Raw genomic sequence first — 23,364 nt, forward strand, 5'->3', positions numbered from 1 at the left:
GTAAACGAGATGACGAGCGGTTTCTTTCAGGGGATCGAGCAGGTCCAATTCGAGGGCGAGAACAGTAAGAACCCGCTCGCATTCCGTCACTACAACCCGGACGAGATCGTGATGGGTAAGCGTATGGAGGATCACCTGCGTTTTGCCGTGGCGTGGTGGCACTCGTTCGCCTGGGAAGGCGGGGATCCGTTTGGTGGCTCGACTTTTGAACGCCCATGGCATCCGCAAGACGACATGGGCCGCGCCAAAATGAAGGCCGATGTCGCCTTTGAGATGTTCGAGATCCTTGGCCAACCCTATTTCTGCTGGCATGACGCGGATATCCGCCCCGAACAGGGGAACTTCGCCGACAATCTGCGCACTTTGAACGAGATCACCGAATATATCGGTGAAAAGATGCAGGCATCCGGCACCAAGCTGTTGTGGGGCACAGCCAATATGTTCAGCCACCGTCGCTGGATGGGGGGTGCCAGCACCAACCCCGACCCAGATGTCTTTGCATTTGCCGCCGCCACGGTGAAATCCTGTTTGGACGCGACCCACAAGCTGGGCGGCGAAAACTATGTGCTTTGGGGCGGGCGCGAGGGCTACGAGACGCTGCTCAATACCGACATGAAGGCCGAACTGGATCATATGGGCCGGTTCCTGAACATGGTGGTCGAGTACAAGCACAAGATCGGCTTCAAAGGCACGATCCTTGTAGAACCCAAACCGCAGGAGCCGTCCAAGCATCAATATGACTTCGATGCGGCAACCTGCATCGGTTTCCTGCGCAAGTACGGCCTTGAGGATGAGGTCAAGCTGAACCTGGAACAAGGGCACGCAATCCTGGCAGGACACGGCTTTGAACATGAGATCGCTGTTGCCTCGGCCGAAGGTATGCTTGGGTCCATCGACATGAACCGGAACGATTACCAGTCCGGGTGGGATACGGATCAGTTCCCCAACAACACGCCTGAAGTCGCGCTGGCTTATTACCACATCCTGAAAGCGGGCGGGTTTACCACGGGTGGTACCAATTTCGACGCCAAGCTTCGCAGGCAATCCATCGATGCCGAAGACCTGATCGCGGCGCATGTGGGCGGGATGGATATCTGCGCCCGGGGCCTGAAGGCGGCAGCTGCGATGCTTGAAGATGGTGGTCTGGAACAGGCGCTGGCCGACCGGTATGCAGGCTGGAAAACGCCTAAAGCTCAGGCGATGCTAACCTTTGGCCTCGACGAGATTGCAGCGCGGGTGCTTGCCGAAGACCTCAATCCTCAGCCACGCTCGGGGCGTCAGGAAGTGCTTGAGAACTACGTGAACCGCTTTGTGTAATTCCGGTCGGCTGAGCCTGAACTGAAATATTCGGTGTACAAAGCCCCGGAAACGCGTGAGTTTACTTAGGCGTTGTCCGGGGCTTTCCCTTGTCGAACGCAGTGGCATCATGGGCCCGTCCGGGTCGCGCAGGTGGGACGACCAAAGACTTGGTGGAAAAATCGGCAGGTAAGGCAATCTTTCTAAGTGGCAGTCTGATGCTACATGTGACGCGCATGTCGCTGACCACGAGCATTGGATTGATGGCGATATTTGCTGTCGATTTTGTCGATATGGTCTTTATCTCGATGCTGGGCAACGACGCGCTGGCCGCAGCGGTAGGTTATGCCGGGACGCTGCTGTTTTTCACCAACGCAATCAATATCGGTCTGTCGATTTCTGCCGGGGCGCTGGTCGCGCGTGAGTTGGGCGGCGGGCGGGCTGAACAGGCAAGGCAATACGCATCCAGTGTCGCCGTTCTGGGGCTGATCGTCGGGTTGGTAACCTCTGTTCTGGTGTTGCTGAACGTCAGTTTTCTGCTGTCGCTGCTTGGCGCAAAGGGCGAGGTTTTGCGGCTGGCGACGCGTTATGTGTCGATCATTCTGCCGACCATGTGGGTGATGTCGATTGCGATGGCGGCGATGGCTGTGCTGCGCGCGCACGGCGATGCGCGCCGATCAATGATGGCAACGATTTACGGCGGCGTTGTGAATGCAGTTCTTGACCCGATTTTGATCTTTGCCGTCGGGCTGGGGTTGGATGGGGCCGCGATAGCCTCGGTTCTGGCGCGGCTATGCATGTTGGGAGCAGCATTGTGGCCCGCGCTGCGGGTGCATCAGGGATTTGCACGCCCATCGCTGAAACAGGTGGCACAGGATTTTCGGCCCGTGCGGGCCATCGCAATCCCTGCCGTTCTGACGAATGTCGCCACGCCGATCGGGAATGCCATCGTAGTGCGGGAAATTGCACAGTTTGGAACGGATGCGGTTGCGGGCATGGCGGTGATTGGGCGGCTGTTGCCGGTGGCGTTTTCGGTCATCTTTGCGCTGTCCGGCGCGATAGGGCCAATCATCGGGCAGAATTTCGGGGCAGAAAAATTTGATCGCGTGCGTGCCGCGTTTTTGGCCGGGATCAAGTTCACCGCAATCTACGTTCTTTGCATGTCGGCCATTTTGTTTTTACTGCGTTCGCCAATTGCGAATTTGTTCGCAGCCCAGGGGGAAACGCGCGTACTGATTTATCTGTTCTGCGGCCCGCTGGCATTGGCTTCGTTCTTCAACGGTGTGATTTTTGTGACAAATGCCAGTTTCAACAATCTGGGCCATCCGGTCTATTCCACATGGATAAACTGGGGTCGTCACACTATTGGCACATGGGTGTTTGCCATGATTGGCTCACAAATCGCCGGGGCGTCGGGCGTTCTGCTGGGTCAGGCTTTTGGGGGCGTCATCTTTGCTGTCATAGGATGGGTTCTTGTCGCGCGCGTAGTGGCACGGCTGGAACGCGTGCAAACGCCCGAGCCTTTTGCCGATCAGGGGCGGCTTCACTCGCTGTTCGGGCGTCGCGGCTGGTAAGCGATCAGGTCAGTTCCCCTGATTGCGCGCTTCCAGCCGTTCCAGGTTGACCACTGTCGACAGCATCAGGCGGTCATGGCTCCAATCCCGTGTCTGCTGGATTGAGGCCGACCCCAGAGCCAAAAGCGCACCAAAGATCAGCGTCATTCCAAGGAACACTCCCGGTAGGGCAGGTACCGATGGCTGAACATCGGTCAGCGCGATTACACGTTGCCGCAACACGCGTTTTGCCTTGCCGCCAGTCACAAAAGCAACATTCAGAACGCGTGGGCTGTTGGTTGAGATTGTCCGGGCGCAATAGTCCAGCAGGCACGCCGTGTATTCCCGCGCATCAATCCGTTTGCGCGCAACAACCGACTGGTCGCAGGCCAACTCGCGCAGCCGGCCGAACTGATACTTGAGCATCAGATAGGCCGGGTTCCAGAACAACAGCGGACGCAGCAGCTCAAACCCCAGTTCCCATTCGACGTCACCCGTACGGATATGCTGAAACTCGTGGGCAAGTGCAAAACGCAACTCGCGCGGGGTGTCCAGCAGATGGCTGGGTAGAACGACGTGGCGGCGGCGAAGTCCTCGCACGGCAAAGGGCACAGTGATGCGATCGGAAAGTCGAATATCCACCTTGGCGGACCGCCGCCAAAGAAAACTGGAATTGACAGTCTGACGGATCGTCATTGCGTCCCGCAAAGCACGCGCAGCGTACACGGCTGCGATACAGGCAAGTATGGCGGCAACGAGGGTGATCACAGGCTGCTGTCCGGACAATGCCAGATCAACCCACCTTTCGCGGGTGTTCAGCAGTGCTTCGAACTGCGTGGCAGGCATTGCGATGTCACCGCGCAGATAGGCTGCAACGGCGATATCGCCAAGGGCCACGGCACTGCCCGGCCAAACGTAAGTCGCCAGCGACGACACGCAAACCGCGAGAAACGGACTGGCAAGAACACAAATGCTCAAGGTCTTGAGCACCCGCAACTGTGCGACATAGCCATTGCGTAGGACGGTGCGGCTTAGGGCCGTGCGGGTCACCAGCCAGATGACCGCCGAAAATGCCAGCACGATGTTGAGTTCGATGAATGCGTCGAGAACCGGTCTAACCGCTGTCATTTTGCAGTCTCCTCTCTACCAGTGCTCGAATTTCCTCCAGGTCGGCTTCGCTCAGCCCCGCGTCGTCGACCAGCCGCGCCACCAGTGTGGCGGGGGTGTCGTCGAAAAGCGTGCGCGACAGATTTTGAAGCGAACGGGCCTGATATCTGTCCTTTTCCAGAAGCGGCGTATAGATCAGGGTCTTTCCCGACTTGTGGCTTTCCACAAAACCCTTCTCGTCCAGAATGCGCAGGATCGTGGCCCCGGATGTATAGGCCAGGTTGCGTTCTGATGGCAGGCGGTCCAGGACATCACGCACCGAGCCTTGCCCGAGGGCCCAGAGCTCGTTCATGAACTCCAGTTCGACCTCGGTCAGCAGATTTGTTGTCTTTTTCTTTCGCATTGGTCTCGGTGTCGTCATGGTTAGTATGCCTGACAGACAAGCATCCTTTCGCGATTTCTCAAAGTCTAAACTTTCCAGAAAACAAAAACGCCCCAGCCAATGGACAGGAACAGCGGTGTCCAGACGGGTTGCCCGACCAGTCCAAGCCACGCCAGGAAAATATATGCGGCCCCCAGAAGGGTGATGAACAGGCGATCCCCCAGCGTGGTTGTCAGCCCCAGAACCCCGCGCCGTTCAATTCCGTCGCGGAATTTGAAGCCCTCCAGCAAGCCAATGCATGCTATGGCCGAGAAGATACCGACAAACACGGCCAGCGTGGCAGGTGTCCATGCCATCCAGAAATCAGGCCAAAGGGGGTCCGTCCACGAGAACCCTTTTTCGGCCTCTTGTCCGACATTGCCCCATCCGGCCTTGGCCTGGGCAAAGGCTGTTGAGGGCAGGAAGGGGAGGGTGAGAAGCAGTTTTCGCATGTCGAACCTCACACACGTCCCATCGCGAAGCCACGCGCGATGTAGTTGCGAACAAACCAGATGACAATGGCACCAGGGATGATGGTCAGGGTGCCCGCGGCGGCCAGCAGACCCAATTCGTACCCGGCACTGGATGCTGTACGGGTCATCACAGCAGCGATGGGCTTGGCCTCGACCGCGGTCAGGGTCTTGGCCAGCAGCATTTCCACCCATGAGAACATAAAGCAGAAGAACGCCGCGACACCGACACCTGCCTTGATGTTGGGCAGGAAGATTGTCACGAAGAAGCGCGGGAACGAATATCCATCCACATAGGCGGTTTCATCCAGCTCCTTTGGGATACCACGCATGAACCCTTCCAGAATCCACACCGCCAGCGGCACGTTGAACAGCGTATGGGCCAAAGCCACGGCCAGATAGGTGTCGAAAAGGTGGATCGACGAATAGAGCTGGAAGAACGGCAGGGCGAACACCGCCGCTGGGGCCATGCGGTTGGTCAATAGCCAGAAGAACAGTTGCTTGTCACCGAGGAACCGATAGCGCGAGAACGCATAAGCCGCAGGCAAGGCAACGCAGACGGAAAGCACTGTGTTCAGAGTCACATAGGTGATCGAGTTGATGTAACCCCAGTACCAGGTTGGGTCTGTGAAGATGGTAATATAGTTTTCCAGCGTAAAAGTCTGGGGAAACAGGGAAAAGCCCGACAGAATCTCGTTCGTTGTCTTGAAGGACATCGCCACCAGCCAATAGATCGGCAGCATCAGGAACGCGATATAGAGGATCGGGATGATGGACCGCTTTTTCATTCTGCGTCGTCCTTTGTCATCAGAGTGTAGAAGAGCCACGACACCAGCAGCGTGATGGCGAAGTAGATCAGGCTCATCGCTGCCGCCGGGCCAAGGTCGAACTGCCCCAGTGCGATCTTCACAAGGTCAATCGACAGCAGGGTGGTCGAGTTGCCGGGACCGCCGCCGGTCAGCACGAATGGCTCAGTATAGATGTTGAAGCTGTCCATAAACCGCAGCAGAACAGCGATGGTCAGAACCGTCTTCATCTTGGGCAACTGGATATAGCGGAACACTGACCACGGGCTGGCGCCGTCGATCTTGGCGGCCTGATAATAGGCGTCGGGGATCGACACGAGGCCAGCATAGCACAGCAGCACGACCAGCGACGTCCAGTGCCACACATCCATGACGATGACGGTGGTCCAGGCCGAAAGCGGCTGTTGCGTCATATCATAGTTGATGCCCAGCACGTCATTCAGGAAATATCCCAGCAATCCGATTTTGGGCAGAGTGAAGATGTTCCACATCGAACCCACAACGTTCCATGGGATCAGCATCGGCAAAGCCATCAGCACCAAACAGACCGGCACCCAAAAGCCCTTGCGCGGCATCGACAGGGCGACGATGATGCCCAAGGGCACCTCGATCAGCAGGATTAGGAAGGTGAATAGGAATTGCCGACCAAGTGCTGCCTGAAACCGGTCGGATCGCAGGATCTGTTCGAACCAGCCCAAACCTTCCCAGAAGAACTGGTTGTTGCCGAAGGTTTCCTGCACCGAGTAGTTGACCACCGTCATCATGGGCACCAGCGCGTTGAACGCCACCAGCGCAAGAACGGGCAGGACAAAGAACCATGCTTTTTGGTTTTCCGTTCTCATTGCGCCCGCTCCTGAGTTGCGATCCAGCCGTCGCGGTAGACGCGGGATTGTTCGGGTTTGAATTGCAAGAAGACCTGTGATCCCGGTTCCGGTACACTGTGTTCGGTCACAACCTTGAGGGCGGTGTTGCCGACCACGGCGCTGACCACATAGTGGCGGCCGATATCGGCGACCTTAGTCACATGTGCCGGAATGCCGGTGTCGCCGAAACCTACATATTCCGGGCGGATACCCAGATCGGTGCGGCCGCCGTCACCATGTGTGGGACCTTCCAGCATGACCTCGTGCCCTTCAAAAACGGCGCGGTCGCCTTTGGCTTCACATGGAAGGACGTTCATGCCCGGCGAGCCGATGAAATGGCCGACAAATGTGTGCTGTGGCCGTTCGAAAAGTTCGACCGGCGTTCCGATCTGAACCACTTCACCGTCCTGCATTACCACCACCTCGTCGGCGAAGGTCAGCGCCTCGGTCTGGTCGTGCGTCACGTAGATCATGGTTGCCCGCACGCGCTGATGCAGCTCTTTCAGCTTGGACCGCAGTTTCCATTTCAGGTGCGGGTCGATCACGGTCAGCGGTTCATCAAACATCACCGCATTCACGTCGTCGCGAACAAGGCCGCGACCCATCGAGATCTTCTGTTTGTTGTCCGGGCTCAGACCTGACGCGCGGGTGTTCAGCATGTCCGTGACGTCCAACATCTCGGCGATTTCCAGAACGCGACGCTTGATGGTTTCGGCGTCGACACCCCGGTTCTTCAACGGGAAGGCCAGGTTCTCGCCCACGGTCATCGTGTCGTAGATCACCGGGAACTGAAATACCTGCGCGATGTTGCGTTGGTCCGGGGGCAGGGCGGTGACGTCCTTATCATCGAACAGTATCCGGCCTTCTGAGGGGGTAAGAAGACCGGATATGATGTTCAGCAGCGTGGACTTGCCACAACCTGATGGCCCCAAAAGCGCATAGGCCCCGCCATCGCGCCATGTCACGTCGATTTCCTTCAGCGCATAGTCCTCGGGGCCTTTTGGTGACGGCATATAGCTGTGTCGGAGGCTTGAAAGCTTGATCTGTGCCATGTCAGGCCACCCTTTTGCCGTCTTGGCTGAAGTACCGGCAATGCGCCGGGTTCATGTAGAAACTGTGATCTTCGCCGACCTGATAGGGATGCACACCAGCGGCGAGTGAAACCCAGGCTTCATCACCATGCTGGAAATGCGCGCTGGAATCCGAACCTGACAGTTCGGTCACGATCACACGTCCAGTCAGTTCGACATCGGCGTCAGACGTACGAAATGGCGTCACGCGATGAGGGCGCACGGCGACCATATATTCCCCGTCGGACATGTCCGAGACAGCCCAGCCGACATTACCTGCCAATTGCGCCCGGGCGCTGGCAACGGTGATACGAGCCACATTGATAGGCGGGTCCGAGAAAACACGCGCCGCGGCAATGTTTTCCGGATTACGATAAATGTCTGTGGTTGGGCCGAACTGGGTCACACGGCCGTCTTCCATCAGTGCGGTGTAGCCTCCCAACAGCAATGCCTCTTCAGGCTCCGAGGTGGCGTAGACAACGACGGCCCCGCGACCAGCGAACAGATCGGGCAGTTGTTCGCGCAGCTCTTCGCGCAGTTTATAATCAAGGTTCGCCAGCGGCTCATCAAGGAAGACGGCGCGGCTTTCTTTTGCGATGGCACGCGCCAGCGCGGTTCGCTGTTGTTGCCCGCCCGACAGCTCATGCGGGCGGCGGTGCAGCATGGGGCGCAGTTGCAGCAGATCGGCGGCCTCTTCCACGCGGCCATCGATCTCGGACTTAGCCATGCCAGCCACGCGCAGGGGCGAGGCGATGTTGTCAAATACGGTCATATGTGGGTAGTTCACGAAAAACTGGTGCACCAGGCTGATCTGCCGCTTTTGCGTGTTCAACCGTGTCACGTCCTGTCCATCCATCAGGACCTTGCCCGAGGCGATCGGGTCCAACCCGGCCATCATCTTGATCAGTGACGTTTTTCCGGAACCTGTCGCGCCCAATAGCACGTTGAAATGGCCGGTTTGCAGCGTCAGGTTGGTTGGCTTGATATGGATGACGTTGCCGACCCGTTTGGTCGCGTCTTGAAGTTCGATCATCTGGGAAACTCGCGGGGCATTCAGGGGTAGGCCGGGCTTTAGCCCGGCCTACGATGTTGCTTTTACTGGGACTGCCAGCGCTTAACCAGTTCGTCATAGTTGACGGTCTGGCCCTGCGGCTTTTCGTTTTCCAGCTTGGCCTTGGGCGAACCCGCTTTTTCCAGCCAGAATGCGTCGTCCTGCGGTTCATTCAAACGCGGGCCACAGCCACCGTAGACACCGGCGCTTTCATCCGCGGCCTGCATACGAGCCATGGTGATGTCCATCTCTTCGGCCAGACGGTCCATCGCCTCTTGCGGTGTGAAGGCGCCCGAGTTCACGTCACCGATCTGCTGCCACCAGATCTGTGCCAGCTTTGGATAGTCCGGTACGTTGATGCCGGTTGGCGACCATGCCACGCGGTCAGGCGAGCGATAGAATTCGACCAGGCCACCCAGCTTGGATGCGCGTTCGGTGAACGACTCGTGGTTGACCGAGCTGTCGCGGATGAAGGTCAGACCCACATGGGACTTCTTCACATCAACAGTCTTGGACGTCACGAACTGAGCATAAAGCCAGGCTGCCTGCGCACGATCCGAGGGGGTCGATTTCAGGAACGTCCAGGAACCCACGTCCTGATAGCCAACCTTCTGACCTTCTTCCCAGTAGGGGCCGTGCGGGCTGGGCGCCATCCGCCACAGCGGAGTGCCTTCGTCATCCACGGTGTTGTTGCCTTCGGACTTCGGCTTCACCATGTCGGCGGTAAAGGCGGTGTACCAGAAAATCTGCTGGGCCACGTTGCCTTGGCTCAGTGCCGGCAGCGACTGATAGAAGTCATAAGACGCCGCACCCGGAGGCGCGTAGGCCCGCAGCCATTCGTCCCATTTGCGGATCGCATAGACCGCAGCCGGACCGTTTGCAGCACCACCGCGCGACACCGAGGCGCCGACCGGGTTACAGGTGCCCGCTTCCATGCGGATGCCCCATTCGTCAACCGGAATACCGTTCGGCTCGCCCTTGTCACCAGCACCGGCCATCGAAAGCCAGGCGTCGGTCATGCGCCAGCCAAGGTCGGGCGCGCGCTTGCCGTAGTCCATGTGGCCGTAGATCGCAACGCCGTCGACTTCTTTCACGTCATTGGTGAAGAACTCGGCGATGTCTTCATAGGCCGACCAGTTGACCGGAACGCCCAGATCATAGCCGTATTTCTCTTTGAACGCGGCCTTGTTGGCCTCGTCATCGAACCAGTCCTTGCGGAACCAGTAAAGGTTCGCAAACTGCTGGTCGGGCAGCTGATACAGCTTGCCGTCCGGCCCGGTGGTGAACTGAATGCCCATGAAGTCATCCAGATCGATTGTCGGCGAGGTTGTCGCCGCCCAGTCGCCGCCCATCATGTCGGTCAGCGGATAGGCCAGTTGCAGACGTGAGTGGGTACCAATCAGGTCACTGTCGTTGACATAGCCGTCATACAGGTTCCGACCTGTCTGCATCTGGGTCTGAACAGCCTGGACCACTTCGCCTTCGCCAAGGATCTGGTGATTGACCTTGATGCCGGTGATTTCTTCAAACGCCTTGGTCAGAACCTCCGACTCGTAGGAATGCGTCGGAATACCTTCGGACAGGACGTTGATTTCCATGCCAGCGTAGGGCTGTGCAGCTTGGATAAACCATTGCATCTCGGCCATCTGTTCGTCTTTCGACAAGGTCGATGGCTGGAATTCGTCGTCGATCCAACGTTGTGCTGCGGCTTCGTCGGCCCAAGCGGACCCGTGCCCCGCAATGACGGCAGCCGCCGCCACTGCGGAAAGTAGATGTCTCCGCATCTGTCTCCTCCCAAAAATTATGGTTCTCCGGCGGGAACCGGATGCAGAACAGCATCAGCGATTTTTTGCGTATGTGTCAAACTAAATTTTTAGTAATTGACGTTCAGGCACTTCGGGGCCGCATGAATTGAATTTGTTTCCACCGCTGTAAATGATTGTAACTATATAATTATGTTATCGAAATTTCAAAATTTCTCCGCGAGGGAAATAGGGAACTCCACTGAGACCCATTGCAAGCAAGAGATGACAGAGGGCGCGTTGAATTGCATTCGCGTTGCGAGAGGCATGGACACTGATCCGGCACTCGTGAGAAGTCAGGCAAACCAGCTTCCCGGATCATTACTGCTGAAACTCAGTGCTCACATGGCACCAATCCGTTCCGACAAAAGGCCAGTTGTGGCAATGCGGATGTAGCACTGCCTTGCCGTTCACGGTAATCCGTGTCCATATAAAGAAAATCTCCGGAGCCGGTTCGTGAAGAAGAATACCCTCAACACCCATCGTGAGCTGGAATTGCTTGATGCCCTCAGACGTTTGGGTGGAACGGCCCGGAATTCGGATCTGGCGAATATGCTCGGCGTATCCGAAGAGACGGTGCGCCGAACGATCAAAGCCTTGTCAAAGGCGGGTACGGTCGAACGCGTTCATGGCGGAGCTTACCTTGCCGGAGTGCAGGGCGCCCCCAACTTCTTTCACCGGATATCACAAGACGCTGATGAAAAGCGTTTGATCGCCGGGCATACCGCGAAACTGGTTCGCGATCAGATGACCGTTTTCCTGGATGTGGGATCGACAACCGCCTTCGTCGCAGAAGAGCTGCGACAGGTCAGCAACCTCACGGTAGTAAGCAACTCCATCGGTGTCGTTCAGACCTTGGCCGGGGTCAACGGAAACCGTGTGCACCTTTTGGGGGGTGAGTTGCAGATCGATGAAAGGGGGACGTTTGGTCACGTCACCCACAAGCAGCTGCAACGCTATGCCTTTGACATCGTGATCCTGAGCACGGACGCGATTTCCGACAGCAAAGGGTTTCTCTACCACAGCGCGGTCGAAGCGGAACTTGCATCTGTGGTGGTCAGGTGTGCGGACCAGGTTGTCATGGCTGCAGCGCATTCCAAGTTTGGTGAAAGGGCACCTTATGTGGGGCCGGATCCTCGGCTGGTGCATTCGCTGGTCACGGATGCTGTGCCAAAGGGTGGGGTGGCCAGATTCCTTGACCGTTGGGGCATTGAAATTCAGATCGCTGATGATAGCTAGGTTGCTGTTTCCCGAAGCGGCCCGGATGATCTTGCTGCTTTGGGATGGAAGAAGCTAAGGAAGAGTGGCAGCCCGTAGGGGAATCGAACCCCTCTTTCCAGGTTGAAAACCTGGCGTCCTAACCGATAGACGAACGGGCCACTTGGTATCAGGTCACAAGCGCAAATGGCAGCCCGTAGGGGAATCGAACCCCTCTTTCCAGGTTGAAAACCTGGCGTCCTAACCGATAGACGAACGGGCCACGCTGGCTTGTGGAGGGCCTTTTACGGTTTCGCCGTGACCCCCGCAAGCGTAAAAACGCAGGGACGGGAAAGTTTTTTAGCACACCAAAGCCGCGTGTTAACGGGCTTCTGCCGCGTCCTCCAGCCTGAGCTGCACAGATTGGCGCCCGCCCCAGGTGTTGACCTCTAGCCGACCCGCAAAATGAAAGCGCGCACCGCCGTGATTTGACAGTTTTTCGCCCATCGGCCCGTCGAAAGCACCAAAGGCAATCGCATCCAGCCCGCCGCCCATTCCATCGGTCAGCGACAGTTTCAGATGCGATTCACCGACCCGCTTGGCAAAGCGAACCTGCAGGTCAGGCAACGCATAGCGCGGGGCCGGGGCACCGGCACCAAACGGTCCGGCCTGTTCGATCTGCTCGATCAGTTCCACGGTTGCCGCGCCGGGCATCAACGCGCCATCCAATTTCAGGTCCGCAGGTCCACCCTGGCCCGCCCCTTGTCTGGCCAGCAACTCGCTCAGGCGCTCCATTGCGGGTTCCAGTTGATCGCGCATGACGGTCAAACCCGCGGCCATCTTGTGACCGCCTCCTTTGACCAGCAACCCTTCGGCCGCCAGACGCTGGATCGAAACCCCAAGATCGACGCCGGAAACCGAGCGGCCCGAACCCTTGCCCTCATCCCCGTCAAAGCCAATCACAATCGCCGGTCGATTGGCTGTCTCCTTCAGCCGAGAGGCCACGATACCAACGACACCGGGGTGCCAGCCTTCACCTGCCGCCCAGACCAAAGGGGCGTCCAAGCCACGCGCCTCGGCTTGCTCCAGCGCGGCGGCACGTACCGTGTTTTCAATGTCACGGCGCTCAGTGTTCAAGGCATCCAGACGTTCGGACAACGCCTGCGCCTCTTGCTGGGAATCGGTGCTCAGCAAGCGCGCGCCCAGATCGGCCTGACCGATCCGTCCACCGGCATTCACGCGGGGCCCAAGCAGAAACCCGAGGTGATAACTGTTCGGCGCGGTATCCATGCGCGAGATATCGGACAGCGCGACAAGGCCGGGGCGCTGCCGCTGTGCCATCACTTTCAGCCCCTGTCGCACCAGGGCGCGGTTGGCCTCGATCAGTGGTGCCACATCGGCAACGGTCGCCAGGGCCACCAGATCCAGAAGGGCCATCAGGTCCGGTCCCCTTGCGCCCGCGTCACGCAGCTGCCGACCGGCCTCGACCAGCATCAGGAACACAACGCCCGCCGCGCAAAGATAACCAAGATCGCCGCTTTCATCCTGTCGATTTGGGTTCACCACTGCGACGCAATCGGGCAGCGTCTCGCCCCCCAAATGGTGGTCCAGAACGATCACATCCGCCCCCGTAGCCGCCGCAATCGGATCATGGCTGAGCGTGCCGCAATCAACACAGATGATCAGATCATGCGTAGCCGCAAGCTCCTGCATCGCGGCAACGTTGGGGCCATACCCTTCGTCGATCCGGTCCGGCACATAAAGCGTCGCCTGCACGCCCATCTGCCGCAGCCAGACCAGCAGCAACGCGGCAGAGCTGCCGCCATCGACATCGTAATCTGCAAACACAGCAATTTTCTGGCGATTGCGGACGGCATCCAGAAAGCGCGTGGCGGCAACTTCCATATCCTTGATGGCCCGCGGATCTGGCAGCAATTCCTTCAGCTTTGGGTCAAGAAAGCCGGGCGCCTCCGATACCGGCACGCCGCGCCGGGCCAGAACCTGGCAAACTGCACGGGGCAGGTCGGTTTGTTGCGACATCATCTCGGCCGCCCGCTCAATCTCCGGGCTGGGTCCAACCCAAAGCCTTCCCGTCAGTGATTGCTCGACTCCAAGAAAACTCATTGCTCGCCTCTCATGCGCCAAGGCCGGACCCTTGTGGACCCGGCCTCTTCACCTTTTCAGAAATACTCTCGCCGAAGGCAACGGCGCAAGCCGTTATGTGTTGTCATGCGGCCATGTCGGCGTGCGGTAGGACATGCGGCGCACCGACCCGGTCTTGGACCGCATCAGCAGCGTCGTGGTTTCCACCCAGCCGGGCTCGCGCTTGATCCGGGGCAGCAAAGAGCCACCGGTCACGCCGGTGGCGGCAAAGATCACATCCGCCGTCACCATCTCATCGCGTGCATAAACACGGTCCAGATCGGTGATGCCTGCCTTTGCGGCCCGGCCACGTTCGTCATCGTTACGGAACAACAGGCGACCAAAGATCTGCCCACCCATACATTTCAGCGCAGCGGCGGCCAGCACACCCTCGGGCGCGCCACCCTGGCCCATATACATGTCGATGCCGGTTACTTCGCTTTCAGCGCAATGCATGACACCCGCCACGTCACCATCAGTGATCAGACGGATCGCGGCGCCGGTTTCGCGCACTTCGGCAATCATCGCTTCGTGGCGCGGGCGTTCCAGAATGCAGACGGTGATGTCAGCGGCTTTACATCCCTTGGCCTTGGCCAGCGCTTCGACACGCTCGCGTGGCGACATGTCCAGATTGACGACACCTTCCGGCAGCCCCGGGCCGACCGCCAGTTTGTCCATATACACATCCGGCGCGTGCAGCATCGAGCCGCGCGGGCCCATGGCGATGACGGTCAGTGCGTTCGGCATGTCCTTGGCAGTCAGCGTGGTGCCTTCCAGCGGATCCAATGCAATATCCACACCGGGGCCATTGCCGGTGCCAACCTCTTCGCCGATATACAGCATCGGCGCCTCATCGCGCTCGCCTTCACCGATGACAACGACACCTGCGATATCCAGCAGGTTCAGCTGTTCGCGCATTGCGTTCACAGCGGCCTGATCCGCGGCTTTCTCATCGCCCCGGCCTACCAGCGAAGCCGAGGCCAGTGCAGCCTGTTCCGCCACCCTGGCCAGCCCCAGAGAAAGCAGGCGGTCATTGAAATCGGTCTTGGCAGCACTCATGTTTATGTATCCTCTGGTCAGTATAGCCGTGTCTTCCGGCATAGCTTGCGTTTCATGCAGGCCGCAAGGTCAAACCGCTTCAATCCGCAATGCAACTGGGTCGCCTGCAACCACATCGGTTTCGCGGAAACCCTCCAACGCGACGTCCAGCGCCGTTCGGGTGGTCTTATGGGTGACGATCAGCACAGGCGCTGTGCTTTCGGCATGTGCATATTGGCGCATCCGGTCAATTGACACCCCGGCATTGCCCAGAATGGCCGCAACCTTGGCCAATGCACCAGGTTTATCCAGCAGGCCCAGCCGCAGATAGTACGGCGCAGGTCGACCGGTGACGGCGGGAACTGCGGTTTCAAGCGTGGTGGCTGGGCGGCCAAAGGTCGGGATCTGCAATCCACGCGCCAGATCGCAGACATCGCCCATCACAGCGCTGGCTGTCGGGCCTTCGCCCGCGCCGGGGCCACGCAGAACAACCTGCTCAACCGCGTCACCTTCGATCACGACCATATTGGTGCCGCCTTCCAGCTGGCCCAGTGGCGAGTCGCTGGGTACCAGGCAAGGCTGCATGCGTTGCTCCAGCCCGCGCGCGGTGCGCTGCGCCACGCCAAGCAATTTAATGCGAAAGCCCATGTCTTCGGCCTGATCAATGTCGTCCAGGCTGATCTGCTGAATACCCTCAATCTCGATCCCGTCGAAATTCGGCTTGGTCCCAAACGCAATCGAGGATAGTAGAGCCAGTTTGTGCGCAGCGTCGATACCTCCGACATCCAGATTGGGGTCGGCCTCAAGGTATCCCAATTCGGCGCATTCATCGAAAAGGGCATTGTAGCCCTGACGCTGCGATTGCATCCGGGTCAGGATGTAGTTGCACGTTCCGTTCATGACACCCATCACGCGGGTGATCTCGTTCCCCGCCAGACCTTCGGTCAGGGACTTGATCACCGGGATACCACCAGCGACAGCGGCCTCAAACCGGATCACACGACCGGCGGCCTCGGCCTTTTCAGCCAGTTCCTGCCCGTGGATGGCCAGCAATGCCTTGTTGGCGGTGACCACATCCTTGCCACTGGCCAATGCTGCTTCGACCGAGGCTTTGGCAGGACCGTTCTCGCCACCCATCAATTCGACGTAAACGTCTATGTCGTCGCGTTTTGCCAGTGCAACCGGATCGGTTTCCCAGGCATAATCCGACAGGTTCACGCCACGGTCCTTGTTCGGGTCGCGCGCGGATACAGCCACGATTTCAATCGAACGGCCTGTACGGGCCTGCAACAATTCTGCATGGCGGCGGACGATCTTGACGACACCCACGCCGACCGTTCCCAAGCCCGCAATTCCCAGCCGCAGTGCCTGTGTCATGTCGTGGGTCCTTCTCCGCTCGAATTCTTCTGGTGTCGGATGCTTGTCCAATCAGCGCTGCCTTAGCGGGTTCAGGCCAAGGGTGCAATCCGTCACCGGGGGATAGTAGGGGTGATTTATGACGCGTCAGTTGGTTTGCGCGTTTTGTAGCGCCTGCGCCTTTTGGGCTAAGGCATTGCTGCGTTGGGTCAGATCGTCTTCGACTGCTGCTGCCTGATGGATCGGGTCCACCGGTGGCCCTAAGGTTTCCTGCAACGGAATAAGGCGCGGGTAGGGGGCGGATCTAACTGGAGCCGGTTCGCTGCCTTCCAACTCGGGAATGTCCGCACAGGCGGCGCAAAATAGAATAAGGGGCAAAACAGGCAGCAGTTTCATGTCGCAGGCTTTTCGGTCTTTGTTGCCCCATCGTGATGCACGTTTTGACGACATCGTTCAAGCGGGGTTCTATATGAACATCTGTTCATATACTGTAGAACCATGGCACGCACTCAAGGCTCACATTCCGACATAACCGGCCCGCGAATCCGCAAGGCCGCGCTGCACCTGTTTGCCCGCTATGGGTATGCCGCTGTCTCGATGCGGCAGATCGCAAAAGAGGTCGGCGTACAGGCAGGCGCGCTTTATAACTATACGCCCGACAAACAGAGCCTTTTGCACCGGTTGATGCGCGAACACATGCAGGACCTGCTTGAGGCGCTTGATGCAATGGGCCGTTGCGACGATGCCGAAGACGCTTTGCGCCAGTTTATCGGCTTTCACATCCGCTTCCATTTGCAACGCCCCGACGAAGTTTTCATCGCCTATATGGAGTTGCGCAATCTTTCGCCCGAAAACTTTGCTGAAATCGAAGACTTGCGGCGCCAATACGAAAACGTGCTGGAAAGCATCCTTGATTCAGGGCAGCAGGCCGGACAATTCGCAATTTCGGACACGAAGATTGCAACGCTGGCCGTGATAGCCATGCTGAACGGCGTGATGACCTGGTACCGTTCGGGCGGTCGCCTGTCACTGGACGAAGTCGAGGAGATCTATTGGAACATGGTGCACAAGGCAGTGACGGCCTGACAGGATCAAACCGTCACGCTGTTAGTGCGCGGGGCGAATGAACGTGCCATTGCGCAGCTCGCGAAATGCCTGTTCCAGTTCGGCCCGCGTGTTCATCACGATGGGGCCATGCCACGCGACGGGTTCATTGATTGGAGCCCCAGAGATCAGCAGGAACCGCACACCTTGGGGGCCAGCCTGAACGGTGATTTCATCGCCAGTGCCAAAACGGACAAGCGTGCGATCCCCTGACATGTCGCGGATATTGACCTCTTGCCCGGCGATTTCCTTTTCCAACAGCACACCTGTCGGCTGCGAGGCATCGGCAAAGGCGGCCTGACCCTGAAACACATAGGCGAAAGCACGGCGGTACGTATCGATCCGGAAGGTTTTCTTCACACCTGCCGGGACAGAGATATCCAGATACTGCGGGTCAGCAGCTATCCCGTCTACGGGTCCGGTCTTACCCCAGAACTCACCTACGATCACCCGCACTGTGGTGCCATCGTCATCGGTGATTTCGGGGATGTCCTTGCTTTGAACGTCCTGATAGCGCGGGGCGGTCATCTTCTGGTCCGAAGGCAGGTTGCCCCACAACTGGAAGCCGTGCATCTGGCCCGAGATGTTGCCGCTTGGCATTTCCTGATGCAGGATACCGGATCCTGCGGTCATCCATTGCACATCACCGGCGCCAAGCGTGCCGGTGTTACCCAGCGAATCCGAATGCTCGACCGTGCCGGTCAGGACGTAAGTAATCGTTTCAATTCCCCGGTGGGGGTGCCACGGAAACCCGGCCTGGTAATCCTGCGGGCGTTCATTTCTGAAATCATCGAACAGCAGAAAAGGATCCAGTTCGGACGGATCCTGAAACCCGAATGCACGGTGAAGTTTGACACCAGCCCCTTCCATTGTGGGGATGGCTTTGCGTGTTTCCAACGTCGGTCTAAGGGACATGTTCACCTCCGTTTCATCCGGGCAGCATGTAATCTCTGCGCCACGGCAGTCAATTTGCATGAAATAACCGGACCTGTGCGAAATTGTTTTGCGGCCAAGCCTCTGTTGTTTCCGGCGCAAAATGGCTAGATCGAAGCGGATCAGACAGGAGACATCCATGCAGGACGATGTGTTGGCAACAATTCAGGCCTCATCCCCCAGACGATGGACCGGGGTAGGGATGCTGACAACGGTTGGAATGCTGGTTACCTATGTCGCGCTGGCATCGCCACCCGAACCGGTTTGGCAGGTGTTTCTGTTTGTCGTTGGCGGTGCATCGCTTTGGCTGGCGCTTCGTGTCTGGCGCGCCACAGAAGACTGGATCGAACTGACGCGGACCGAGTTGCGAACGGGGTCGGGTCAGATCATCGCAGAAGTGGCCGATATTGAAACGGTAGATCGGGGTGTGTTCGCGTTCAAACCGTCAAACGGCTTTCTGGTCCGTACGCGAAACAAAGCAGCGAACCGCTGGGCTCCGGGATTGTGGTGGCGGGTTGGTCACCGGGTTGGCGTGGGCGGCATGACATCTGCCGCCGAGGCCAAGTTCATGTCCGAAATTCTATCCGCTATTTGTGCAGACGAACGGGGTCTGGGTTAAGTTACAAGCAACTTCGTTTGTAAAGCGGGGACGGGTAAAGATGAAGTTCTCAAAGGTGATACCTGTCGCAAAATCCCAGCCCGGTCGGAACGTGGGGATGTATTCATTGGACGTTTCAACCAGAATAACGGTGTCCTGATTGGGCATTGGCGGCAGGCGGTCTTCGATTTCATCGATCCTGTTGTCATCCCATTCCTGATCAAAGCCGCGTACGGTCGACCAGCGCACATAATGGCGTTTATCGTCCTCATCGTAAACGATAAGAGAAACCCGCATTTTCACGTCTGACCGGTTATTGATCATCTTGCCCGCCAAATCGTGCAGCGAGTCGATATACACATCGGTCACGGCCTGCGTTTCACGCGAAATCAGGTCGCTGATCGTATAAGCTGCCTTCAGATTGGATGCGCTTTGACGAAACCCCTCGAATGCTGTGAACGTGAACGTGATCGTCCATAACATCAGCGGAAAAATCATGAGGGCTTCTACGGTCAGAATGCCACTTTCGTCCTTCTTGAAGACTTTGAAGCGCTTCTTCAGGTTTCGGAATACAGACATGATCTTACAGTGGCTCCTGTACGAATGCCGTCGTTGCGGTCACCGCGTAGTGACCGGTAGCGTCCGGGACAAGCTTGGCAATGGCTGAGGTCTCAAGAACCGGATCTATGCGCAAACAGGCCCGCAAGATCATCAACTCGTTGGATTGGCCGCTTTTGAAATCCAGAACCGGTTTGGGATCTTCGGAACTGTCCGTGCAGGGGATGCTGTCTGAAAGCACGATACCAGCGAACGCGTCCTGTTTGACCATTTGCAGTCGCAAATTCCCTGTACAATCCTTGATTCCGGACACTTCGCAAATCCGATCCCTGATCACGTCGTGATTCCAGTCCGTACCCGTACCCAGCCGAATATCCCTTACGATCAGGTCCACCCCACGCTCCAAAGCAGCATGCCGCATCGTGATGATGGACAGTTCGGCTCCTGCCACGAGAAGCGCCAGGAAGAAGGGTACGAGCATGATGAACTCGATTGTCGCATTGCCTGCCTCGGATTGTCGAAACAGGCGGAGCATCGACAGCTTTCTGCTGATCATTGGGTTAGCCTCAGCTTGCGGATCGACGATGCGATGGATTCAAAGGCTTTCTCAAGGTTCAGGCCACTTACGTCATAGACGTGGCTGTCAGAGCTGGCACAGTCTTTGAGGGTCCTGTACCCGCTTCTGGGCGCCTCGAACGCGATACCGTAAACGATGATGCCCTGATCCTTGGCCGCATCACAAATGTGCTTGGTGCGCTGGTTCTTGGCCGACGTTTCAACTTTCTCGTAGGCCTTGGAATACCATTCCGCCCAACCGCTGGACTGCCAGTAATAGTTGTCGCGTGCATTCGAGGCCAATGAAATTCGATTGAAGAGTTCAGGATATGTCAGCCGAACGGCAGTTCCGAGTTCTTCGTTCAAAGGTGTCTCAGTTTCCGGATTTCCGTAGGGATGATCCGCCCAAACGCCCTGCTGAGGCCAGAAAAAGTTCGGACGGCCCTGAGAATGATACACAGTATATTCTCCGGCTTCCGAGTTGTACCAAACGTCTGACAAGCCTTCGCGCAGCGATGGGTTAAGCATGTATTGATCGGTGTTCTGACCATCGGTCATAACAATAGCGATCTTCAGAACGTCGGTGTCATAGTCCGAGGGACGGACCGAGAATTTTGATGGCACAATTGTTGTACCTGCATAGGATGGATCCTGTTCCAGTGACAGGTCGCGAACAATTCCGCGCATGCTCGGGTCCAGCAGGGCAGTACCCCACTTCATACCGATGTCGATTGATGTGTTCCCACCGGGGGTGAGGGACGCAATCTGAGCAAGCAGTTTGTTCATATTGTCGGTGACAGGGGTGATTGCACTTCCTGCGCGGACCGGACAAACGGGCAGGTCGATTGAACCTTCAGAATAGGTGAAAGGATCGAAATGGGCGGTGCGCTCCAACGTGTCATCGCGTTCCAGATCAGAATCGCTGTACTGTTCCGGAATGAAGTTTACGCAGTGCGAATAGCTGTGCTCCTGCGTGACATTTGTGAACTTGTCCAGGATTGGCGCACCCGCGTTGACCTGCGTTGCATAAGGAACAATCGAGATTGAAATCTGTGTTTCGTCAGGTTTGTCCAGCATGAGCCTTACAAATTCCGACGCAGCTTCTCTCAACACTGCGATTTTTGTCTTCGATGGTGTGGCAGACGAGCGCGACATAGAGCCGGAAATGTCGAGAACCAACGAGATTTCTACAGCGCCAATGGATTCTTCAGCCGCACTGGTCGCAACAAGGCCCAGTTCAGTGACTTTGCCGAACCTCAGATAGCGGGTCGGAACAACCGCTTCGGCTGTAGCGCTTACTTTTTTGGAGCCGAACCCTTCAACAACCGTCGTAATGGCATTCAGATTGCCCAGCCCGGCCTTGTCCATGTAAGAATCGACGACCGCCTTGGCGGGAAGGTCCTGGTCGAGGTCCGCGGCAGCAAGCACAGCGCGGTCCAGTGTGGATTGCAGGCTGGCGCGGTCACGCTCATACTTCATGACATCCATGGCCATGCCGGTAATTGCCAGCATCAGGACCACCATAAACAATACGAAAATAGTGAAGACGCCATCTTCGTTCCGAGCGAACTGCTCTAACTTGAACGTTTTGCGCTTCGGTTTCGAGCCGTCGTTACAAAGCAAGGAATTTAGCATTCTGGTTACTCCGCCTCACACGTCGAATTCGTGCGTCAAAGAAAAAGAGATTTGGGACAAAGTTAATTTTCAAACGTGGCGTGAATTGGGCGAAAAAGGCTTGGTTTTGGCCTTTTTACGCGCCGAAGGGGTATAATTTGGACCGTTTCAGGTGATCTGTCGATGAAATGAAAACAATTCGTTAAGGAGTTGGCCGATCTGAGCGACTCACCCTAGGGCAACTAAGCGTGCGTTCATAAAATGATTAAAAAAAGTGCATTGTTTGATTGCAGCAGGCCGCCAGTGGTGCGACAAAACGTCGTGACGCATCGTCACGTACCGCTACGGAGGATTTTATGACCGGCATCAAAGAACCCAGCTTTCGTGAAAGTGTTGACCTGATGTTCAACAGGGCAGCCGCCCTTATGGAGCTGCCGCCGGGGTTGGAGCAAAAGATCCGTGTCTGCAACGCAACCTACACAGTTCGATTTGGCGTGCGGCTGCGTGGTGAAATCCATACCTTCACTGGTTACAGGTCTGTCCACTCGGAGCATATGGAACCGGTCAAGGGCGGTATTCGATATGCCACTGCGGTTAACCAGGACGAAGTCGAAGCCCTGGCTGCGCTGATGACGTATAAGTGCGCACTTGTCGAAACGCCGTTTGGTGGCTCCAAGGGTGGGCTTTGCATTGATCCACGAGAATATGAAGAGCATGAGCTGGAACAGATCACGCGGCGCTTTGCGTATGAGCTTGCAAAGCGAGACCTGATAAACCCATCGCAAAACGTGCCTGCGCCCGATATGGGCACTGGGGAGCGTGAAATGGCTTGGATGGCTGACCAATACGCGCGGATGAACACAACGGACATCAATGCGCGCGCCTGTGTGACAGGAAAGCCGCTGAATGCCGGTGGTATCGCGGGGCGGGTCGAAGCGACTGGGCGCGGTGTTCAATACGCGTTGCGCGAGTTTTTCCGCCACCCTGAAGACATCCAGAAAGCAGGCTTGTCAGGTAAACTGGATGGTAAGCGCATTATCGTGCAGGGGCTTGGTAATGTAGGTTATCACGCTGCAAAGTTCCTCAGCGAGGAAGATGGCGCGCGCATCACCGGAATCATCGAATGGGACGGTGCGCTATTTAATCCCGACGGGATTGACGTCGAAGCCGTGCGTCAGTGGATTGTCAAACATGGCGGCGTAAAAGACTATCCCGACGCGACCCATTCCGCTGAAGGTGCAGCAGTGCTGGAGGCCGATTGCGACATTCTGATCCCGGCGGCTTTGGAAGGTGTCATCAACCTGTCGAACGCCGATCGGATCAAGGCGCCGCTGATTATCGAAGCTGCCAATGGTCCGGTTACTGCTGGCGCGGATGAAGTCCTGCGTAAGAAGGGCACAGTGATTATCCCCGACATGTATGCCAACGCAGGCGGTGTGACAGTATCCTATTTCGAATGGGTCAAGAACCTTAGCCATATTCGCTTTGGCCGGATGCAGCGTCGCCAGGAAGAATCGCGCCACGAACTGATCGTCAGCGAGTTGGAACGGCTGGACCGGTACCTAGGCGATGCCTGGTCGATGTCGCCGGACTTCAAGGCCAAGTACCTCAAAGGCGCGGATGAGCTTGAGTTGGTGCGCTCGGGTCTCGATGACACAATGCGTATTGCTTATCAGTCGATGCGTGAGGTTTGGCACAGCCGTGATGATGTCGAGGACCTGCGTACGGCGGCTTATATCGTGGCGATTGACCGCGTTGCGAAAAGCTACCGCGCCAAAGGTCTCTGAATCGGACAGGCGGGGTGATCAATTCGCCCCGCCAGCATGCGCT

General features: G+C 57.4%; 22 protein-coding genes and 2 tRNA genes. 6 read left to right on the forward strand and 18 right to left on the reverse strand.

Annotated features, from left to right (window positions below; all coding sequences use genetic code 11):
- Window positions 1-9: 9 nt before the first annotated feature.
- Together xylA and ACR0LL_RS01915 are read left to right on the forward strand one after the other, a co-directional pair.
- A complete protein-coding gene (xylA, locus tag ACR0LL_RS01910) occupies window positions 10-1,317 on the forward strand; it encodes a xylose isomerase (RefSeq protein ID WP_480583446.1) in 1,308 nt (435 codons plus the stop codon).
- Window positions 1,318-1,514: 197 nt separating this feature from the next.
- Complete coding sequence (locus ACR0LL_RS01915; protein ID WP_480583448.1) at window positions 1,515-2,870, forward strand: MATE family efflux transporter; 1,356 nt, start codon at window positions 1,515-1,517, stop codon at window positions 2,868-2,870.
- 9 nt (window positions 2,871-2,879) lie between these two features.
- On the opposite strand, the gene ACR0LL_RS01920 is transcribed toward ACR0LL_RS01915, so the two are convergent.
- From ACR0LL_RS01920 to ACR0LL_RS01955, 8 genes are all read right to left on the reverse strand, one after another.
- The gene (locus tag ACR0LL_RS01920; RefSeq protein WP_480583451.1) at window positions 2,880-3,977 is read right to left on the reverse strand and encodes a M56 family metallopeptidase; all 1,098 of its coding nucleotides are present in this window, start codon (window positions 3,975-3,977) and stop codon (window positions 2,880-2,882) included.
- A complete protein-coding gene (locus tag ACR0LL_RS01925) occupies window positions 3,964-4,359 on the reverse strand; it encodes a BlaI/MecI/CopY family transcriptional regulator (protein WP_209504337.1) in 396 nt (131 codons plus the stop codon). The genes ACR0LL_RS01920 and ACR0LL_RS01925 overlap by 14 nt, the downstream gene beginning before the upstream one ends.
- A 65-nt stretch (window positions 4,360-4,424) precedes the next feature.
- The gene (locus tag ACR0LL_RS01930) at window positions 4,425-4,829 is read right to left on the reverse strand and encodes a DUF2160 domain-containing protein (protein ID WP_480583453.1); all 405 of its coding nucleotides are present in this window, start codon (window positions 4,827-4,829) and stop codon (window positions 4,425-4,427) included.
- An 8-nt stretch (window positions 4,830-4,837) separates the two neighbouring features.
- On the reverse strand, window positions 4,838-5,635 hold the full coding sequence (locus ACR0LL_RS01935; protein WP_155139158.1) for a carbohydrate ABC transporter permease: 798 nt from the start codon (window positions 5,633-5,635) through the stop codon (window positions 4,838-4,840).
- Window positions 5,632-6,495 carry a carbohydrate ABC transporter permease gene (locus ACR0LL_RS01940; RefSeq protein WP_480583456.1) on the reverse strand — a complete coding sequence of 288 codons (864 nt, stop codon included), beginning with the start codon at window positions 6,493-6,495 and terminating at the stop codon, window positions 5,632-5,634. The genes ACR0LL_RS01935 and ACR0LL_RS01940 overlap by 4 nt, the downstream gene beginning before the upstream one ends.
- The gene (locus ACR0LL_RS01945) at window positions 6,492-7,568 is read right to left on the reverse strand and encodes an ABC transporter ATP-binding protein (protein WP_480583459.1); all 1,077 of its coding nucleotides are present in this window, start codon (window positions 7,566-7,568) and stop codon (window positions 6,492-6,494) included. The genes ACR0LL_RS01940 and ACR0LL_RS01945 overlap by 4 nt, the downstream gene beginning before the upstream one ends.
- Before the next feature lies 1 nt (window position 7,569).
- On the reverse strand, window positions 7,570-8,619 hold the full coding sequence (locus tag ACR0LL_RS01950; RefSeq protein ID WP_267364649.1) for an ABC transporter ATP-binding protein: 1,050 nt from the start codon (window positions 8,617-8,619) through the stop codon (window positions 7,570-7,572).
- 62 nt (window positions 8,620-8,681) lie between these two features.
- Window positions 8,682-10,421 (reverse strand): ABC transporter substrate-binding protein, encoded by a 1,740-nt coding sequence (locus tag ACR0LL_RS01955; protein ID WP_480476378.1) that lies wholly within the window; start codon window positions 10,419-10,421, stop codon window positions 8,682-8,684.
- 474 nt (window positions 10,422-10,895) lie between these two features.
- On the opposite strand from ACR0LL_RS01955, the gene ACR0LL_RS01960 reads away from it, so the two are divergent.
- Entirely contained in the window at window positions 10,896-11,678 is a 783-nt protein-coding gene (locus ACR0LL_RS01960; protein ID WP_480583462.1) for a DeoR/GlpR family DNA-binding transcription regulator, read from the forward strand.
- A gap of 65 nt (window positions 11,679-11,743) precedes the next feature.
- Here the strand turns inward: ACR0LL_RS01960 and ACR0LL_RS01965 are convergent.
- From ACR0LL_RS01965 to ACR0LL_RS01990, 6 genes are all read right to left on the reverse strand, one after another.
- A tRNA-Glu gene (locus ACR0LL_RS01965) sits at window positions 11,744-11,818 on the reverse strand.
- Window positions 11,819-11,844: 26 nt separating this feature from the next.
- Window positions 11,845-11,919 (reverse strand) — tRNA-Glu (locus ACR0LL_RS01970).
- Window positions 11,920-12,017: 98 nt separating this feature from the next.
- A complete protein-coding gene (gene recJ / locus ACR0LL_RS01975; RefSeq protein ID WP_480583465.1) occupies window positions 12,018-13,760 on the reverse strand; it encodes a single-stranded-DNA-specific exonuclease RecJ in 1,743 nt (580 codons plus the stop codon).
- Between the two features lie 93 nt (window positions 13,761-13,853).
- On the reverse strand, window positions 13,854-14,837 hold the full coding sequence (glpX, locus tag ACR0LL_RS01980; RefSeq protein WP_267366140.1) for a class II fructose-bisphosphatase: 984 nt from the start codon (window positions 14,835-14,837) through the stop codon (window positions 13,854-13,856).
- Between the two features lie 69 nt (window positions 14,838-14,906).
- Window positions 14,907-16,193, reverse strand: coding sequence for a homoserine dehydrogenase (locus ACR0LL_RS01985; protein ID WP_267366139.1), 1,287 nt, complete (start codon window positions 16,191-16,193; stop codon window positions 14,907-14,909).
- Window positions 16,194-16,319: 126 nt separating this feature from the next.
- Window positions 16,320-16,622 carry a hypothetical protein gene (locus ACR0LL_RS01990; protein ID WP_480583468.1) on the reverse strand — a complete coding sequence of 101 codons (303 nt, stop codon included), beginning with the start codon at window positions 16,620-16,622 and terminating at the stop codon, window positions 16,320-16,322.
- 48 nt (window positions 16,623-16,670) lie between these two features.
- On the opposite strand from ACR0LL_RS01990, the gene ACR0LL_RS01995 reads away from it, so the two are divergent.
- On the forward strand, window positions 16,671-17,258 hold the full coding sequence (locus ACR0LL_RS01995; RefSeq protein WP_267366137.1) for a TetR/AcrR family transcriptional regulator: 588 nt from the start codon (window positions 16,671-16,673) through the stop codon (window positions 17,256-17,258).
- Between the two features lie 21 nt (window positions 17,259-17,279).
- Here the strand turns inward: ACR0LL_RS01995 and ACR0LL_RS02000 are convergent, their stop codons facing one another.
- A complete protein-coding gene (locus ACR0LL_RS02000) occupies window positions 17,280-18,191 on the reverse strand; it encodes a pirin family protein (protein WP_480583471.1) in 912 nt (303 codons plus the stop codon).
- Window positions 18,192-18,348: 157 nt separating this feature from the next.
- Here ACR0LL_RS02000 and ACR0LL_RS02005 point away from each other — a divergent pair, with 157 nt between their 5' ends.
- Window positions 18,349-18,828 carry a hypothetical protein gene (locus ACR0LL_RS02005; RefSeq protein WP_480481593.1) on the forward strand — a complete coding sequence of 160 codons (480 nt, stop codon included), beginning with the start codon at window positions 18,349-18,351 and terminating at the stop codon, window positions 18,826-18,828.
- Here the strand turns inward: ACR0LL_RS02005 and ACR0LL_RS02010 are convergent.
- From ACR0LL_RS02010 to ACR0LL_RS02020, 3 genes are read right to left on the reverse strand one after another with little or no spacing between them, the layout of a single operon-like run.
- Window positions 18,790-19,386: a TadE/TadG family type IV pilus assembly protein gene (locus ACR0LL_RS02010; protein WP_480481591.1), complete on the reverse strand. Its 597-nt coding sequence runs from the start codon at window positions 19,384-19,386 to the stop codon at window positions 18,790-18,792. The genes ACR0LL_RS02005 and ACR0LL_RS02010 overlap by 39 nt on opposite strands.
- Before the next feature lie 4 nt (window positions 19,387-19,390).
- Entirely contained in the window at window positions 19,391-19,921 is a 531-nt protein-coding gene (locus ACR0LL_RS02015; RefSeq protein WP_480583474.1) for a TadE/TadG family type IV pilus assembly protein, read from the reverse strand.
- The gene (locus tag ACR0LL_RS02020) at window positions 19,918-21,555 is read right to left on the reverse strand and encodes a pilus assembly protein TadG-related protein (protein WP_480583477.1); all 1,638 of its coding nucleotides are present in this window, start codon (window positions 21,553-21,555) and stop codon (window positions 19,918-19,920) included. Before ACR0LL_RS02020 ends, ACR0LL_RS02015 begins: the two co-directional genes overlap by 4 nt.
- A 335-nt stretch (window positions 21,556-21,890) precedes the next feature.
- Between ACR0LL_RS02020 and ACR0LL_RS02025 the strand changes: the two genes are divergently transcribed.
- Window positions 21,891-23,321 (forward strand): Glu/Leu/Phe/Val family dehydrogenase, encoded by a 1,431-nt coding sequence (locus tag ACR0LL_RS02025; RefSeq protein WP_480583480.1) that lies wholly within the window; start codon window positions 21,891-21,893, stop codon window positions 23,319-23,321.
- Window positions 23,322-23,364 lie beyond the last annotated feature (43 nt).

Source organism: Ruegeria sp. AI2, from assembly GCF_056541275.1.